The sequence below is a fragment of the Helicobacter cinaedi CCUG 18818 = ATCC BAA-847 genome (assembly GCF_000155475.1).
In the GTDB taxonomy this organism is placed as follows: Bacteria; Campylobacterota; Campylobacteria; order Campylobacterales; family Helicobacteraceae; genus Helicobacter_C; species Helicobacter_C cinaedi.
This window is the reverse complement of the sequence record NZ_DS990391.1, coordinates 180,394-196,557: the sequence shown is the minus strand read 5'-3', so window position 1 is coordinate 196,557 and position 16,164 is coordinate 180,394. Positions and strand designations below refer to the sequence as shown.

Below are 16,164 nucleotides of genomic sequence, written 5' to 3'. Positions count from 1 at the left end.
GCTTTTGGGTTTAGGCATTGTAGCAAAGTTTGTGATACAATATTTAAACAACAAGAATAAAGGAAAGATGTGAAGTTTTTTGCGGTGTGCGTGTGCGTGGCGTTTATGCTTACTTCGTGTAGTGATTTTTATAAAAAAGATTTTGTGCATATTGCTTCAGCTCACTATAAGCCAAAAGATGAAAAATCCATAAAAGAGCGTGAGATTCAAGCGATGAGAAAATCTCAAATTTTGCAGGATAATCACACGCGGGTTTTGATGATAGCCCGATATGTCAATGAGATTAATAAAGAGTGGCTAGAAAATACAAGTGGCGAGATGTTTTTGATAGAAGTGTATGATAAGCTTGATGAGATAAGTGAAAAAAATATGAAATTTAGCTTAAAAACTGCCTACAATAGCGTAGAATCTAGCAAAATAGAAAAGCTAGATTCTAAGAATCTTGGCACTTTTACCCCTGATATTGCTTATAATGATGTGTATCTTGTGAGTTTTAAGCGTATAGGAGAGCGTGGTAGGGATACTTTGAAGCTTTTTGCGGAGATAAAGGGTGTGGGGCGTATGAGCTTTGACTTTGGCTATGCAAAGCGTGAAAGTAAGCTTACACAATAATGCGACTTGATATATATGTGAAATCTTTGTGTAGCTCCCGCACAAAGGCAAAAGAAGCTATAGAATCTGGCTGTGTGAAAGTCAATGGTGCTGTGGTGAAAAAAGGCTCATTTTTGCTTGAAAAAGATGATGAAGTGGGTGTGGATTCCAAAGATTTGCTGCTTTCTCGTGCGGGGTATAAACTGCGGGGATTTATAGAATCTTTAGTGCAAAAGGGGCTGTGGGATAGGGCATATCTCTTTCATAAAAAAGCTATTGACATTGGAGCAAGCACAGGGGGCTTTACTCAAGTGCTTTTGGAATCTGGCATAGATTCTGTGGTATGCGTAGATGTAGGGAAAAATCAGCTCCATACTAGCATTTTACAAGATGAGCGGGTGAGTGTGTTTGAAGAGTGTGATATACGAGATTTTAGCGATGAAAGAGAGTTTGATTTAATGGTGTGTGATGTGAGCTTTATCTCGCTGTATAAGCTAATGGAGAGTTTTGAACGATTGAATGTAAAAGAGTATATTTGGCTTTTTAAGCCACAATTTGAAGTGGGATTAAATGCAAAACGCAATAAAAAAGGGGTGCTAAAGGATAAAAGTTTAGGGCAAAAGGCAGCAAATGAGTTTTGTGAGAATCTAAAAAAGCGACATTTTAGTGTTATAGCGAGTGAAAAAAGTGTAGTAAGTGGAAAGGAAGGGAATGAAGAGTTTTTTGTCTATGCCAGAAGATAGGCGTATTACTCATCTTGTGTTGGGGAAGTTTGATGGTATGCACTTGGCTCACAAGGAGCTTTTTAAGCATTTAGGGGAGAGCGGAGCGGTGCTTTGCATTGAAAGTGGCGGGGAGCTACTCACGCTAGATAAAGAGCTATATTGCGATAAAGAGATGATTTTTGTGGAATTTAGCGATATTAAAGAATGGAATGGGGCATATTTTGTAAAAAAATTAAAAGAAAAGTTTAGGGCGTTAGAAAAGCTCGTGGTGGGTTATGACTTTTGCTTTGGGAAAAATAGGGCGTGGAATGCGGAGGACTTGGCGGATTTGTTTGGTGGAGAAGTGATAATCGTGCCGGAATTTTGTATCAAAGATCAAGTGGTGCATTCAAGCGTGATAAAACAAGCCATTAAGCAAGGCGATATGAAAAATGCAAAAGCGTTACTTGGGCGGTATTATCATATACAAGGCAGGGTTGTAAAAGGGCAGAATCTTGGCTCAACACAGCTGTATGCGACTATAAATATAGAAACTAGTAGGTATGTTTTGCCCCAAAATGGCGTATATGCGAGTTTCACAAAGTTGCAAAATAGAATCTATAAAAGCGTGTGTTTTGTGGGACATCGTCTTAGCACAGATGGGGCATTTAGCATAGAGACGCATATCATTGATAAGGACTTTGTGGCAGAAGATAGGATAAGTGTAGATTCTGTAAATGTATGTTTTATTGAAAAAATCCGCGATAACCGCACTTTTAGTGATTTAGGCGAGTTAAAATCTCGCATTGCCAAAGACATTTCACAAGCTCATTATATTTTAGATTCTGCTTCTTTGGCATTTGTGGAGATGTAGCTAGATTTTCTCCCAAGTGCTACCTTGTGGAGTATCCATAATCTCGATACCTTGAGATTTTAGCTCATCGCGTATGCTATCAGCAAGGACATAATTTTTCTGTTTTTTAGCTTCTGTGCGTGCTTGTAGCTTAGATTCAATATCTTGCCTTTCTTGCTCTGTTAGCCCAAGCTGAAAGTATAAAGTAGGGTCTTTGTCCCCGAGCCCAAGCAGATATTCTATACACGCAAGGTTGCCACTAATGGCAAGTTTATAGGCTTTATCTTTTGGATTTTTATCAAGATAGTCATTGCTTATGGAAAGCATTTCTTCAATAATACTAAGGGCTTTTGAGATATTATAGTCATCACTCAAGGCTTCAAGCAAGGGCTTTATAAAAGAATCTTGTGCGTTTTTGGTATGCGTTTTAAGAGTGTTTAAAGATTCTAGCTGATCGGCTAATTCAGTTGAATCTAGGGCTTTTGTTTGTGGGATAGAATCTGCAATGCGTTCTGCCATAATTCTTTTTTTGAGCCGATAGATTTTATCAAGCCTCTTTTTGCTTTGCAATAAGTCCTCTTCATTAAAATTTAACGCCAAGCGGTAATGCACCCCAAGCAGGTAATTTCTTAGAATCTCGCCATCATAGACTTTCAGTGCGTCTTTGATAAAAAAGCTATTGCCAAGGCTTTTGCTCATTTTTTCGCCATTGATATTCACAAAGCCATTGTGTAGCCAATATTTTGCGAGTTCTCGCCCTGTGGCACAGCGGGTTTGGGAGGCTTCATTTTCGTGATGGGGGAAAAGCAAATCCGCCCCACCTGCGTGTATATCAATGGCAAATTCCTGCTTCTCATATTCTTGTTTTTCACGCATATCATAGGCAAGGTGCTTTTCAATCATTGCTGAGCATTCAATATGCCAACCCGGACGCCCTTTGCCAAATGGGCTATCATAAGCAATGTCATCTTCCCCCTTGTAGCCTTTCCACAACGCAAAATCACTTTCTTCTTGTTTGTCGTTGGCATTTGTGATACGACTTTGATTCTGCTCGTGTGTGGTGCGTTGAGAGAGTGAGCCGTAGGCTTTATCTTTAGCAATGCTTAGATACACATCGTTATTTTCTCCCTTGTAGGCATAGCCTTTTTGCAAAAGTTGCTCTATCATTTCGTGCATTTGAGGTAGATTACTTGTAGCTTTTGGCTCAAGATCGGGACGCAAGATACCTAAAGCGTGCATATCGTTTAAATACAGCTCAATATATCGCTCACTTACTTCTTCCACACTTATGCCATTTTGCAAGGATTTTTTAATGATTTTATCATCAATATCAGTGAAGTTTTTAGCAAATATGACTTTAAAATCAAGGAATAAAAATAATCTCCGCCATAAATCAAACGCAATAGAACTTCGCGCGTGTCCTAAATGTGCGTCATCATACACCGTTGGTCCGCAGACATAGATTCGCACTTGTTTTGGCGATATAGGCTCAAACTTGAGCTTTTGCTTCTTGATACTATCAAAAAGGGTAATCATACATTATTCCTTACAAAAAGATGAATGGCATTGACGAGGTCGCTGATATAGGGCTTAAGAAACCATAGAATCAGCACTTCAACGCTTAAAATTATCACAAGCAGTAGCCACGCTTTTGTGTGAGCTATTATAGCTAAGAATTGCTTGAAGCCAAAGATTCTAATGGTGAGCACAAAAAGCACAAATCCGCTTAAACTGCCTGAAAATGCCAAGCCCATAGCTCCAAATGGGTGCATAAGAATGAGTGAAAAGCCGATGCCACATAGTAAGGAGATAGCCGAGATTTTAGCTGCTTTGCCCTGCATTTGATGAGAGTAAAGCCAAAGGGAAAAGATTCTACTTAATCCAAAAGGCACAAGTCCTATCATATAGGCACTAAACACCCCTGCTACGATTATGGTATTTTCTTTTGTGAAATTCCCCCATTCATATAAAAGGCTAATAATCTCTTCACTTAGCATTACTCCACCCACCACACAAGCACATAAAATGACGCATAAAAACCAAAATGATTTTTTTAAAGCTTGTAAAGCCTTTGTTTGTTCGTTGTTTTTAATCGCCTTTGCTACAAGGGGGAAAAGGGCTGTGGATATAGCAATGGCAAAAATGGCTAGGGGGAATTGAAAGATTCTATTTGCATAATAGAGTGAGCTAATGCTTCCAGCAGCTAGGAATGAGGCTAAAAGCGTATCAGTAAAGGTGGCAAGTTGAGCAGTTGAGCTACCAAACATAGCGGGGAAAAACTGCTTAAAAAAGGTTTTTAACTCACTTTTTATTTGAGTGATTTTAGCTTTGAGTTTAGAATCTGGCTCTTTTGTTTTACACCACTGCCAAAGCTCAATCACGCCCACCCACAAAAGCTTAAAAAATCTCAAACGATACAGCGGATAGAAATGCAGTAGAATCTGCAAGATTCCACCGCACACCACGCCATAGCTTAGCATATATACCACTTGTATAGACTGCCTATCGTGGGCTAAAAGCAGGGCTGCTATCATAGCAATATTTAAAAGTGCAGTATTATAGGCATTGACCCAAAAGCAGTTTTTGTATTGCAAAAGAGATGAGAGAAAAGTAACGATAAACACAAGCTCCAAATACCAAAAGTTAATCACCACAATGGGCTTTGCAAGCTCTATTGTCTCTTCATCAAAGCCCCACGCTAAAAGCTTTGTAGCAAGCCCACTGCAAAACACCACAAAAAGCGATAAGAGTAGAATAACAAAAGCAAAGATAAGAAAAGTGATGAGGGCAAACATACCTTTTTTGCGACTACGAATGAAATTTGGCAAAAAGCTTTGCGTGAAAGCCCCCTCTCCAAAGACGCGTCTAAAAAGATTTGGCAATTTAAAGGCGGCAAAAAATATATCACTATATACTCCAGCCCCTAGAATCTTTGCCGTGCATAAATCACGCACCAAACCAGCTACGCGTGAAAGCAGAATACCACTGCTATTTGTCAAAAATGCTTTTTTAATCAAATTTTTGCCTTTTTAAAGATTGAAAGTGTAAAATTATAGCTACAATAAACAAACTTTAAGCTACGGGGGTTGTTATGCAATTATTTGAGCCTGTATCAGTCAAGGGCTGTGCTGATGTAAGTGCGGAGATTAAAAAAATCAGTGAGTTGTATGCACTTGAAGAAAAAATGATTAGCTTTGATATTTTGCAGATTAACACCCTTCATCGTGGCGAAAAAAAGAAAGATTTTACTTCATTAAGCCCTGAAGAGAGAGATAAGATTCTAAGCAATGATGCGGAATATAATAAAAATGACTTTGAAATACGGCAGGTGTATGATATTACATTGCGTGGATTAAGGAAAAACGACTTAGCTCCTTTTGTTGATCTTAGGCTAGATTCACATTGCTATGAGTTGAGCTTAGATCTTAAGGCGGGGCTAGAAGTAAAAAATGATGAGAGTTTTTTTCAGGCACTTTATGAGGAGATTACACGAAAAAAGATTATGCACAATGTCGTTATTAGGTTGTTTGATAGCGGAGTGAAACAAGAGATTATAAATCTTAAAGAGCTTTTCTCACAGCTGCAAATAAGTGGTGTGCTAGAATCTGCACAAAGCCTTGTGATTGCAAAGGCGAGTTTTATCCCGGAAATGGAGGCAAGTTTTAGATTCATTTTACAAGAAGAGTGGAATAAAACGCATACTGAAAGTATTGAATTTGCTTCCTATGCGGCAAAAAGTGGCGAACTCGTAGGTATAAGCTTAAAACATCAAGCTGGAATGAGTGGGCGGAATCTTAAGGGAGATTTTATCAATGTCAAAAAGCAAGAGAGTGAAAGCGATGATAAGATACAAAAGCTAAGATTCAAGGATAGCGAGTTTAACATAGAAGAGAAAGAAGATGAGGTGCTATATTATGCAACACAAGATGGCTATGTGTCTGTGGGTGAGGGGGAGCTACGGATTTTACTTGATTTTAATTTCCCCGAAGTGAGTTTGCGTAAAAGTGGCTCATTGCTAGGTGGGGACAAAAAGGGCTTTGTTGTTGAAGTAACCTGTGCTGATCCTAATCAAGATGCGATTGGAGCGAGTATTGTGCTTGAAGCACAAGATATAAAAATTTATGGCTCTGTGGCAGAAAATGCCAAAGTGGTGGCAAAAAAGCTTGAGATTAATGGGCAAACACACCAAAGTGCTGTGATTCAAGCAGATGAGATGAGTATTGATATACATAAGGGCAGTGCGGTTGGAGAGAAGATTCGCATTAATCGCTTGGAGCTTGGCAATGTGGAGGGTGAAGAGATTGTGATTGAACAAGCCAATGGCGGGAGCATTGAGGCAAGGAAAATTACGATTAATTCATTGCATTCCCATACGAGAATTGGCGTTTCGGAGCATTTGTATATTAAAGTAATGAGCGGAGGAGAAAATCATATCAGCATTAATTCCCGCTCTTCACTCAAAGCAAAGCAAGAGGTGCAGCATTTTAACGCACAGATTGAGCGTAATATCAAAGAAATGAATATGCTTTTAGCAGTGCTAAACAAGGACTTGGCAAGGGTGCGTAAGACAAAGCCCATTGTGGAGAAAATCAAGCATATTATGGAGGAAAATAAGAAAAATAACAAGCCCAATGAACGCAGTATCACTGAAAGTGTGGCACAATATGTGGTGCTTTTACGCAGGACAAAATATTTAAAAGAGCGTTTGCTGACATTACAAGCTCAAAGCAAGGATTTTAGCTCGGCTTTAGAGAATCTTGACTTGCAAACGCAAAATGCTAAAATCACAAGTGATGCCCCTTGGCAAAATGACAATGAGATTGTCTATGAGAGCTTTTTCCCAGAAGTAAAGGACATTATGCTTTTAAGCCACGGCGAGGAAGTGGATATTGGGATTGACAAAGAGAGTTTGAAGCTTGTGCGGGAAGTTCGTTCATAGATTTAGGCAAAGATTCTTATTAGGAGAGAAAAAAGTATGATTGTTGGATTGCGGGGAGTGATTATAAGAAGTGAGCCTATGATGATAGATATTGATGTAGGTGGTGTGATTTATGGAGTGCAAATGTCGCTTAATGCTACTTCAAAGCTTAGGGGAGAGGGTGGCAAGGAAGTAAAGATTATCTGCACACAAATTATCCGCGAAGATTCACATTTGCTTTTTGGTTTTGTAGAGGAGATAGAAAAGCAGACTTTTGAGCGGCTTATTAAGATTAATGGTGTGGGTCCAAAGGTCGCCCTTGCCATTTTATCTACCTATACGCCAATGGAGTTTGCCAAAATCATTAGCAATAAAGATGTCGATGCGTTGAAAAAAGTCCCGGGTATTGGGGCAAAGGGAGCGGGGAAGATTATGGTTGATGTGGCGGGATTCTTTGCTGGTCTTATCAGTGATACAAGTCTTGCTGATGGAAAACTTTCTCAAGAAAATAGCTTAAAGAATGAAGCACTTCTAGCTTTGCAATCACTTGGCTTTAAAAACACAGATGCTCAAAAGGCACTTCAAGGCATAGAGGCACAGAGTGTATCAGAGCTTGTGAAGTTGGCATTAAAAAAATTAGCTTAAATAAATATGCTACAATATGCCGAGCAAAATTAAGACAGATACCTAGAATCTCACAAAATAAAAGGGGGTCGTAATGCTACAATCATTTCGCTCTAAAGTGCTTTTCACTCTTTTTGTTTTCATTATCATAGGTTTTGGTGTGTTGTATCAAATCATCTCATCTGGGTATGAGAGTATGGCGGTGAAAGAGGGGAAAAGAAGTGCGCAAATGCTTGGAGATTCTATTTTTCAAACCGTGCGTATGAGTATGAATATGGGGATTAGAGAGATGATTGATACGGGATTAGCTGATGCGGGTAAGATACCGGGTGTAGAATCTGTAACAATCTATAAATCCCAAAGCGTGATTGATTTATTTAATCTACCTGATTCTGTGAGTGATGATCCTAAGATTCAAGAAGTTTTTACAAATAAACTTCCCAAACTTGATGAACTCAATGAAAACAATCAGCATAGCGTTTTGTTTCAAAAGCCATTGATTGCAGATGAAGGTTGTATGGCATGTCATCAAGATGGCAAGGTTAAAGAAGGTGATGTGCTAGGTGTGCTTGAGCTTAAAATCTCAACGCAAAGCTTTTATGACCAAATTGATGAGAGTGAAAATTATCTTTTACTCACAATGCTTGTGGCAGGGGTTTTAGCACTCTTTGGGCTTTATGTCTTTTTTGAAAAAGAGCTGGTTAAACCGCTTAATCGTTTGCGAGATATGGCAAAAGACTTGACAGATGGCGGTAGTGGGGATTTGACAAAGCGACTAGCCATTAAAAGCAAAGATGAAGTGGGACTTACCTCAAACTATGTCAATAAATTTATCCAAACTATACAAGAGACTATTTCTCTAAGCAAACGCGTGAGCCTAGAAAATACGCATACTTGCAAGGGATTACTAGATATGTCAAATGTGCTTTCACGCAATTCTGATGAGCAATTTGAGCTTGTAGATAGGGTTAATTCACTTGCACAAAATGTGAGTGAGAATCTTGAAGTGGCTAAAGATTCAGCTACTGCTACGACTGATGATATTAATCAAACGGAGAGTATTTTAGAAGAGTTTGTTAAGAATCTTAGCGATTCTATTGAGCTTATCACCACTTCTGCCCAAAGTCAGCAAAATATTTTAGAGAGTGTAGAGGAGCTTACAAATCACGCAGAGCAGATTAAATCTGTGCTATCAATCATTAATGACATAGCCGATCAAACTAATCTTTTAGCTCTCAATGCCGCGATTGAAGCAGCTCGTGCAGGGGAGCACGGACGAGGCTTTGCGGTGGTAGCTGATGAAGTAAGGAAACTCGCTGAAAGGACACAAAAGTCTTTAGATGAAATAGTAGCAAATGTGAATCTTGTAACCCAAAGCATTGATGATATGGGGCAAACCATTAAAGAGAGTGCGGCAGATATGATACATATTACCGAAAAGACTTCACCGCTTATTGATGAGGCACATCATACGCACGAAAAGCTAAGGCTTACAAAGCAAAATTCCATTCGTTTGACAGAGATAAGCAGCTCAATCTCTCAAAGCACAAAACAGTTGGTAAGTATGATGCAAGATATTGCTAAATCTTCTGAATCTACGCAAAGTGTGGGGCATAATATCCAAAAGGTTGTCAATGATATGTCGCAAAAAGCAGAGGAGCTAGATGGAGCGATGGCGAAGTTTAGGACATAGTGCCTCATATGACTAATGTGTATAGAGCGAGATTTGAAGCGGATTTTAATAGCATTGATACAATTATCGCGTGGGTAGAATCTCATATTATTATGAGAGAATCTAAGCTATATCATCAGCCACAAGGCGTTGAGCGGGGGTTGAAGCGAGATTTAGTAGCGGATTCTAAAGCAGATTTAAAAGTAAATAGTATTAAGATTCTAAGAAAAGGCAAGGATAAAATCGCCCTTGTGCTATGTGAGTATGTGGGGAATATTATAGAGCATAGTATTTTGTGCTTATCTAAAACACAGCTTTATAATGGATATAAAAACAATATGAAAGCCAGAAAAAAATATATAGAATGTGTGCTAAAAGTTAGAGCAACGCATTTTATCCTAGAATCTTGCTATCCATTTACGCCAAAGTCTTGCTACAAAAGAGATGAACTAAAAATAGGCAAAAAGGGCAAGAAGATTCTAAATCTTATGGGAGCTAAAAGTCGCGTTGTGATAAAAAGAGCAAAGACACCTTTTGTGCGTTCATCTTTGTGTGTGGAAATATAAAAGGTTTTTGTGTAAGGAAATAATCCTTTACAAATACCATCAACACACGATTACAAAGAGTTTGAGACATTCATTCCTAGCCTTATTTAATCTCTTAAAAATAAACTCTGCTATAATCACGCCTTGTAAAAAAGGAGTGATATGGCGTTGCATCTTGAAACAATCAATGACTTACAAATGGTGCGTAGCACAGGAAAACTTAAGACTTATGATGCGTTTTTGACTTTTAAAATTGAGCTAGAAAATCTTTTGCCAGAGATTCTGCTTAGCGCTGAAAGTATTTTAAGAATCTATTTTGTTCAAGCTTACCCGATTAATTCTTATGTGCTTGGTTTTTTGTTTAAACTAAGGAGTGTGGATAGGATACCCATAGAAATTGTTGTTGATGACTTGCGATTGTTTATGTTTTTTGAAGAAATTGATATGGTAGATGAGTTTAAGATTAAGATTATGGAGGTGTAATGCAAGAGTATAGCACTTGGAATAGAATCTATGAGTATATTGATCCCATAGCCTTTGAGCTTTTTGGCATAAATGTGCATTGGTATGGCATTATGTATGTTGGGGCAATGCTTATAGCCTTGCTTATTGCTAAGGCATTTGTGAAGTATAACAATACACGCTTTCCTATTACGCAAGAGAGCTTAGATTCATTTTTTATTTGGGTAGAGATTGGCGTGATTTTAGGTGGGAGATTAGGCTATGTGCTGATTTACTCTCCGCACAGGTGGGAATACCTTACACAACCTTGGGAGATTTTTAACCCCTACTACAATGGCGTTTTTGTCGGTATTAGTGGCTTTAGCTATCACGGAGCGATGTTTGGATTTTTACTTGCTGCTTTGCTGTTTTGTTATGTTAAAAAGCTTTCATTTTGGATATTTATGGATTTATCGGCTATTTCCATTCCGCTAGGCTATGTGTTTGGACGCTTGGGAAATTTCTTTAATCACGAGTTATTTGGGCGTTTGGTAGATGAAAGTGAGTTTGGCAGAAGCATAGGCATACTTGTAAATGGCGAGTTGCGTTACCCTAGTCAGCTTTTTGAAGCATTTATGGAGGGCATTGTTGTCTTTATGCTTTTGCTTATAGTTTGGCGATATGCTAAAAAGCCGGGCAGTTTGATTGTAGCGTATGGATTTTTCTATGCCATAGCACGATTTGTATGTGAGTATTACAGAGAGGCAGATTCACAGCTTGGCTATTATGCTTTTGGCTTGTCAATGGGGCAGATTCTAAGCGGTGTAATGCTCCTTGTCAGTGTGATTTTAGCCTTTGTAGTGTTTGCTCGAAATACAGATTCTAAACTCACTACCGCTACACTCAATAAGCATAAAAGGAGAAAAAAATGAGTTTCAAAAAAGCCTATATTTTGCTGACTTTTGCGATTTTGACCGAAGTGCTAGCCACAAGCTTTATGAAAGCCGGAGATGAATCTGGCAATAGAATCTTTGGCTTTATAGCGATGTATGCACTGCTTGTGTTGTCATATTACTTTATGGCTCTTTCGCTTAAAAGATTATCTATTAGTGTGGCGTATGCGTTATGGGAAGTTTTGGGTGTGTTGTGTGTGGTATGTATAGGGATTTTCTACTTTGGGGAAAGTCTCAAATGGCAGGAGTATTTAGGTATTTGTCTTTCACTCTGTGGCATTGCTCTTATTAATATTGCGGAGCTAAGAAATGCTAAAGCCCACGAAGATTCTAAAGATTCTGTGGCTGCTAAAGATTCTACAACGGCTAGAGATTTAAAAGATAATGGGGTGAAAAATGACTTGGCTTTTTAGCACAAAAGAGGGTGCGTTGGTGTTTGTGCTTGTAGCAGCACTGCTTGATATTGTGGCAAATTTATTTTTGAAAAAGTCAAATAGCTTCACACATAAAGGCTATGCGATTGCGTGTGTAGTGATGGTGTGGGTGGCTTTTAGTGCGTTGGCTGTGGCGATACAGATTCTGTCTTTAAGCACAGCGTATGCGACTTGGGGGGCTATTGGCATTATTGGCACAGCCCTTGGAGGCTATATATTTTTTAAAGAGAATCTCGGCACACTTGGCTACATAGGCATTGCTATGGTTGTATGTGCGGTGGTGCTATTAAATTGGGGTGATTAGAATCTACCAAAAAGGATAAAAAATGCTAGAAAAAAAGATGAGTATTACAGATTTACAAGCAAAAAAAGGTGTGGAGAAAATTACGGCAATTACGGCTTATGACGCGTTAATGGCAGGGATTTTTGATGCTGAAGTTGATGTTATTTTGGTGGGCGATAGTTTGAAGTTTAGCTTTGGTGGGGAGAATGAGACATTGGGGGCGAGTATGGAAGAAATGCTCTATCATACAAAGGCGGTTTGCAGGGGCGTGAAGCATTCCTTTATCCTAGCGGATATGCCCTTTGGGAGCTATGCTACGCAAAAACTCGCTCTTAAAAATGCGCTTAAGTTTTATAAAAACACCGCTGCTAACGCGATTAAACTTGAAGTGGATATACAAAAATTGCCTATTGTTAGGGCGTTATGTGAAGAGGGCATTGCCGTTGTAGCACATATTGGGTTAAAGCCGCAGTTTGCTCGTTTTGATGGGGGATTCAAAGTCAAAGGCAAGAGTGAAAAAGAAGCTCAAGAGCTACTAGAGTGTGCTTTAGCAATGCAGGAAGCGGGGGTTTGCTCCGTGCTGATTGAAGGGGTAAAATCACAAGTGGCAGAAAAAATCACCAAAGCTTTATCCGTGCCTACCATTGGCATAGGGGCGGGGAATGCGTGTGATGGGCAGATTCTAGTATGGAGTGATGCTTTTGGCTTTTTTTCAGCCTTTAAGCCAAAATTTGTGCGGACATATTGTGATGGCAGAGCAATGCTAAAAGACGCCATAAGAGCATACGCTAAAGATGTGAAATCCCTGCAATTCCCTAGTGAAAATGAAAGCTATTAAGGGTGAAAATGGAGAAAATCACGCTAGAAAAGTCAAAAGAAACCACTGAAATAAATCGTATTGTGGAAGTTGAAAAATTCAGCTTTGAATCTAGCCAAGAGCTGTCTTTACGCCCAAGTGTTTGGGAAGAATATGTCGGGCAGGAAAAGATAAAAAAGAATCTCAAAGTGTTTATAGAAGCAAGTAAAAGACGCAATGAATGCTTAGATCATATTCTTTTTTTTGGTCCGCCCGGGCTTGGCAAAACGACACTAAGCCACATTATCGCCTATGAAATGGACTGTAATATCAAGGTGAGTGCCGCACCGATGATTGAAAAATCCGGCGATTTAGCAGCAATTTTAACAAATCTCAATGAGGGGGATATTTTATTTATTGATGAGATTCACCGCCTTAGCCCAGCCATTGAAGAGATTCTCTATCCGGCAATGGAGGATTTTAGGCTTGATATTATCATTGGCTCTGGTCCTGCTGCTCAAACGCTTAAGATTGATTTAGCCCCTTTTACGCTCATTGGCGCGACAACGCGTGCGGGTATGCTTTCAAACCCTTTGCGTGATAGGTTTGGTATGAGCTTTAGACTGCAATTTTATGAGCCAAAGGAACTCGCTCTTATCGTGCAGACTGCGGCAAAAAAACTTTCAAAAAGCCTTTCACAAGAAGGAGCTAATGAGATTGCTAGACGCTCTAGAGGCACTCCGCGTATTGCTCTGCGGCTTTTAAGGCGAGTGAGGGACTTTGCTGATGTGAGAGATTCACAAAGCGAGATAGATATAGAGTGTGTGCATTATGCGTTAAATGAGCTAGGCGTTAATGAGCTAGGCTTTGATGAGCTAGATTTGCATTATTTAGCCATTTTAGCTGAATCTAGGGGTAGGGCAATTGGGCTAAATACCATAGCTGCGGCGATGAGCGAAGATGAAGCGACTATTGAAGATGTCATAGAGCCATATTTATTGGCAAATGGGTATTTTGAACGCACCGCAAAAGGCAGAATCGCCACACCTAAGACTTATGAGCTATTAAAGATTCCATTTATTGAGCAAAAAGGGCTGTTTTAGGGTGGAATAATCATTCCTACAACTAAAAGTCGTTTTGTGTGTAAAAAAAGGCGTTTTTTTTTTTTTGTAATGGGCTTTAGCTTGATTTTGCCAAAAAACATTATAATATGCAGAAGTTTATTGTAAAGTTGAAAATATTGCTTCAATGTTTCACAAAAACGGAAACGGATTTAATTCATAATTTTCAAGGAGTGCATTTTGTTATCTTACATTCGCAATTTGAGTATTGGTAATAAAATCAGTGGGCTTTTGACGCTGATTTTATTAGTTGGTAATGTCGGCGCAGTGGTGCTCGTCTCAAGTAATATTGAAGATAGTATGGTGAAAGAAGCAAAGAAATTTTTGTATGCAAGTGCATTTAATGATGCTCGTGCTGTAGAGGCACGATTCAATGTTACAGGAGCTGGACTTGAGGCGGCGGCAAAAGTCGCAGGTACAAATCTAAGACGCAATGCAAGTGCGATGTCTTCAGTGGCTCTTAGTAGGCTACTTGAGTATGTAGTGGATTATGATCCAGCTATAGTGGCAACATATATTAAGATTGATCACCCTGCGTATGATGAACGCACAAGGGCTGGATTTACGCTTGTTGATGATGACCCTGATGAGCACGATTCTGGCGTAAGGATAGCTTCACTGAATGACATAAAGACAAAAGATGGCAAGAATCTTGTAGATGGCTTTGCGAATGTGCCTGTAACAAAGACTGGGACAGAGGAGATTATGCTCTCTAACCCCACGACAATTGTGTATGATAAGCAGGAAATTAAAGCAATCAGTATGGCTTTTCCTATATATAACGAAGGGCAACGCGTAGGCGTCGTAGGGGCTATTATCAATATGAGTGAGCTAAGCGATGAGATCCTAGCAAAGAATACTAATCCGTTTGAACACTCTGTGCGACTGCTTCTTGGAAATGATGGGCTTTTGACAATGTATTATGAGGAAGATAAGATTGGTACAAAGCTGTTAGATATTAATAATACAGAGGGTGTGAAAAAGGCTGTTGAATTGCAAGCAACGCATAAGCTTGGAAGTGATATTGTTGAGACGACTTCAAGAGCTGGATACAAGGGAGTAGCTGCCATCTATAATTTTGAAATTTGGAATGGTGTGTATTGGACGATGTTTAACTTTGCTCCTTATGATGAGTTGCTTGCAGAATTGCGTTTTGTTGAGAAAAGCGTTATTATCGTCTTACTTGTTGTTATGGTGCTTGTAAATCTTGTGGTTATTGGCTATGTGAAGTTCTATATCCAAAGAGATATTAAAAAAATCTATGAAGGCTTGAAAGGTTTCTTTAGATTCTTAAAACACGAAGCCAATGATGTTGAATGTATTGATATGAATAAGACTGATGAGCTAGGGCAAATGGCAAAACGCATTAATGACGCCGTTGAGGATATTAAGGAGCATACGCGTATTGATAACATTGCTATTGAACAAGCCATAGAATCTGTGCATAAGGTTGAGATGGGTGATTTGAGTGTAAGGCTGAATGTTAAACCAAATAATCCGCAGTTGATTAAACTCCAAGAGATTCTTAATAAACTTCTTGATGTTTTACAAAGACGAGTGGGGACAGATATGAATCTTATCCACGACATTTTTGAGCAGTATAAGACACTTGATTTTACAAATTCTATTCCAGATGCCAAGGGTAATGTTGAGATTACAGCAAATGTGTTGGGGCAAGAGATCGCACAAATGCTACGCGTTTCAAGTGGTTTTGCTCAAACACTTGCACAAAGGGCAAGTGAGCTAGAAGAGGCGGTTTCACACCTTGCACAAGGTTCTACTTCACAGGCTAGTAGCTTGGAGCAAACAGCAAGTGCAATTGAAGAGATTACTTCATCAATGCAAAGTATGCGTGAGCGAACAGCTGAAGTGGTTTCGCAAGGTGATGATATTAAAAATGTCATTGGTATTATCCGTGATATTGCCGATCAAATTAATCTCCTCGCACTTAATGCTGCGATTGAAGCGGCTCGTGCTGGAGAACACGGCAGAGGCTTTGCAGTCGTTGCCGATGAAGTAAGGAAACTCGCTGAAAGGACACAAAAATCCTTAGGCGAGATTGAGGCAAATACAAACCTCTTGGTGCAAAGCATTAATGAAATGGCAGATTCTATTAATGAGCAAACGCTTGGTATTACACAGATTAATGAAGCGGTGATTAGCCTTGAGGGTGTAACGCATAAGAATGTTGAGGTTACTCGACACGCTGAAGATATTTCTAAGGCTGTT

16 protein-coding genes are annotated in these 16,164 nt (G+C 39.2%); 14 read left to right on the top strand and 2 right to left on the bottom strand.

From position 1 onward, the window contains the following. The first annotated feature begins 69 nt into the window (after positions 1-69). Genes HCCG_RS01105 through HCCG_RS01095 form a run of 3 tightly spaced genes read left to right on the top strand, consistent with a single transcriptional unit; the run spans position 70 to position 2,169 of the window. The gene (locus HCCG_RS01105; protein WP_015453768.1) at positions 70-612 is read left to right on the top strand and encodes a hypothetical protein; all 543 of its coding nucleotides are present in this window, start codon (positions 70-72) and stop codon (positions 610-612) included. Beyond that, complete coding sequence (gene tlyA / locus HCCG_RS01100; RefSeq protein ID WP_014667186.1) at positions 612-1,334, top strand: 23S rRNA (cytidine-2'-O)-methyltransferase TlyA; 723 nt, start codon at positions 612-614, stop codon at positions 1,332-1,334. Before HCCG_RS01105 ends, tlyA begins: the two co-directional genes overlap by 1 nt. Continuing rightward, complete coding sequence (locus tag HCCG_RS01095; RefSeq protein WP_002955508.1) at positions 1,303-2,169, top strand: bifunctional riboflavin kinase/FAD synthetase; 867 nt, start codon at positions 1,303-1,305, stop codon at positions 2,167-2,169. The genes tlyA and HCCG_RS01095 overlap by 32 nt, the downstream gene beginning before the upstream one ends. Here the strand turns inward: HCCG_RS01095 and cysS are convergent, their stop codons facing one another. Both cysS and murJ read right to left on the bottom strand, forming a co-directional pair. Further along, positions 2,170-3,681 (bottom strand): cysteine--tRNA ligase, encoded by a 1,512-nt coding sequence (gene cysS, locus HCCG_RS01090; RefSeq protein WP_172583202.1) that lies wholly within the window; start codon positions 3,679-3,681, stop codon positions 2,170-2,172. Then, positions 3,681-5,165 carry a murein biosynthesis integral membrane protein MurJ gene (murJ, locus tag HCCG_RS01085; RefSeq protein WP_015453766.1) on the bottom strand — a complete coding sequence of 495 codons (1,485 nt, stop codon included), beginning with the start codon at positions 5,163-5,165 and terminating at the stop codon, positions 3,681-3,683. The genes cysS and murJ overlap by 1 nt, the downstream gene beginning before the upstream one ends. Positions 5,166-5,239: 74 nt before the next feature. On the opposite strand from murJ, the gene HCCG_RS01080 reads away from it, so the two are divergent. The 11 genes from HCCG_RS01080 to HCCG_RS12920 all read left to right on the top strand — a co-directional run. Next, positions 5,240-7,087 (top strand): hypothetical protein, encoded by a 1,848-nt coding sequence (locus tag HCCG_RS01080; RefSeq protein WP_002955505.1) that lies wholly within the window; start codon positions 5,240-5,242, stop codon positions 7,085-7,087. 36 nt (positions 7,088-7,123) lie between these two features. Then, entirely contained in the window at positions 7,124-7,711 is a 588-nt protein-coding gene (ruvA, locus tag HCCG_RS01075; RefSeq protein WP_002955504.1) for a Holliday junction branch migration protein RuvA, read from the top strand. 73 nt (positions 7,712-7,784) lie between these two features. Then, positions 7,785-9,383, top strand: a complete 1,599-nt coding sequence (locus HCCG_RS01070; protein WP_002955503.1) for a methyl-accepting chemotaxis protein — start codon at positions 7,785-7,787, stop codon at positions 9,381-9,383. An 8-nt stretch (positions 9,384-9,391) separates the two neighbouring features. Then, positions 9,392-9,928: a hypothetical protein gene (locus tag HCCG_RS01065; RefSeq protein ID WP_014667182.1), complete on the top strand. Its 537-nt coding sequence runs from the start codon at positions 9,392-9,394 to the stop codon at positions 9,926-9,928. A 141-nt stretch (positions 9,929-10,069) separates the two neighbouring features. Further along, positions 10,070-10,390 carry a hypothetical protein gene (locus HCCG_RS01060; protein ID WP_002955501.1) on the top strand — a complete coding sequence of 107 codons (321 nt, stop codon included), beginning with the start codon at positions 10,070-10,072 and terminating at the stop codon, positions 10,388-10,390. Further along, positions 10,390-11,280, top strand: a complete 891-nt coding sequence (gene lgt / locus HCCG_RS01055; RefSeq protein ID WP_002955500.1) for a prolipoprotein diacylglyceryl transferase — start codon at positions 10,390-10,392, stop codon at positions 11,278-11,280. The genes HCCG_RS01060 and lgt overlap by 1 nt, the downstream gene beginning before the upstream one ends. Continuing rightward, positions 11,277-11,714, top strand: coding sequence for a DMT family transporter (locus tag HCCG_RS01050; RefSeq protein ID WP_002955499.1), 438 nt, complete (start codon positions 11,277-11,279; stop codon positions 11,712-11,714). The genes lgt and HCCG_RS01050 overlap by 4 nt, the downstream gene beginning before the upstream one ends. Beyond that, positions 11,698-12,039, top strand: coding sequence for a DMT family transporter (locus HCCG_RS01045; protein ID WP_015453763.1), 342 nt, complete (start codon positions 11,698-11,700; stop codon positions 12,037-12,039). The genes HCCG_RS01050 and HCCG_RS01045 overlap by 17 nt, the downstream gene beginning before the upstream one ends. Positions 12,040-12,061: 22 nt before the next feature. Further along, a complete protein-coding gene (panB, locus tag HCCG_RS01040; RefSeq protein ID WP_002955497.1) occupies positions 12,062-12,856 on the top strand; it encodes a 3-methyl-2-oxobutanoate hydroxymethyltransferase in 795 nt (264 codons plus the stop codon). 8 nt (positions 12,857-12,864) lie between these two features. After that, on the top strand, positions 12,865-13,917 hold the full coding sequence (ruvB, locus tag HCCG_RS01035) for a Holliday junction branch migration DNA helicase RuvB (protein WP_014667179.1): 1,053 nt from the start codon (positions 12,865-12,867) through the stop codon (positions 13,915-13,917). A gap of 318 nt (positions 13,918-14,235) precedes the next feature. Continuing rightward, the coding region (locus tag HCCG_RS12920; protein ID WP_411979921.1) for a methyl-accepting chemotaxis protein at positions 14,236-16,164 on the top strand (1,929 nt) is incomplete at its 3' end.

Bases quoted from the DNA above. Each gene is read 5' to 3' on its own strand.
- ruvA (WP_002955504.1), top strand. From the start codon at position 7,124: ATGATTGTTGGATTGCGGGGAGTGATTATAAGAAGTGAGCCTATGATG.
- HCCG_RS01050 (WP_002955499.1), top strand. From the start codon at position 11,277: ATGAGTTTCAAAAAAGCCTATATTTTGCTGACTTTTGCGATTTTGACC.
- HCCG_RS01045 (WP_015453763.1), top strand. From the start codon at position 11,698: ATGACTTGGCTTTTTAGCACAAAAGAGGGTGCGTTGGTGTTTGTGCTT.
- lgt (WP_002955500.1), top strand. From the start codon at position 10,390: ATGCAAGAGTATAGCACTTGGAATAGAATCTATGAGTATATTGATCCC.
- ruvB (WP_014667179.1), top strand. From the start codon at position 12,865: ATGGAGAAAATCACGCTAGAAAAGTCAAAAGAAACCACTGAAATAAAT.
- HCCG_RS01065 (WP_014667182.1), top strand. From the start codon at position 9,392: ATGACTAATGTGTATAGAGCGAGATTTGAAGCGGATTTTAATAGCATT.
- HCCG_RS01070 (WP_002955503.1), top strand. From the start codon at position 7,785: ATGCTACAATCATTTCGCTCTAAAGTGCTTTTCACTCTTTTTGTTTTC.
- HCCG_RS01060 (WP_002955501.1), top strand. From the start codon at position 10,070: ATGGCGTTGCATCTTGAAACAATCAATGACTTACAAATGGTGCGTAGC.
- HCCG_RS01095 (WP_002955508.1), top strand. From the start codon at position 1,303: ATGAAGAGTTTTTTGTCTATGCCAGAAGATAGGCGTATTACTCATCTT.
- HCCG_RS01080 (WP_002955505.1), top strand. From the start codon at position 5,240: ATGCAATTATTTGAGCCTGTATCAGTCAAGGGCTGTGCTGATGTAAGT.
- tlyA (WP_014667186.1), top strand. From the start codon at position 612: ATGCGACTTGATATATATGTGAAATCTTTGTGTAGCTCCCGCACAAAG.
- panB (WP_002955497.1), top strand. From the start codon at position 12,062: ATGCTAGAAAAAAAGATGAGTATTACAGATTTACAAGCAAAAAAAGGT.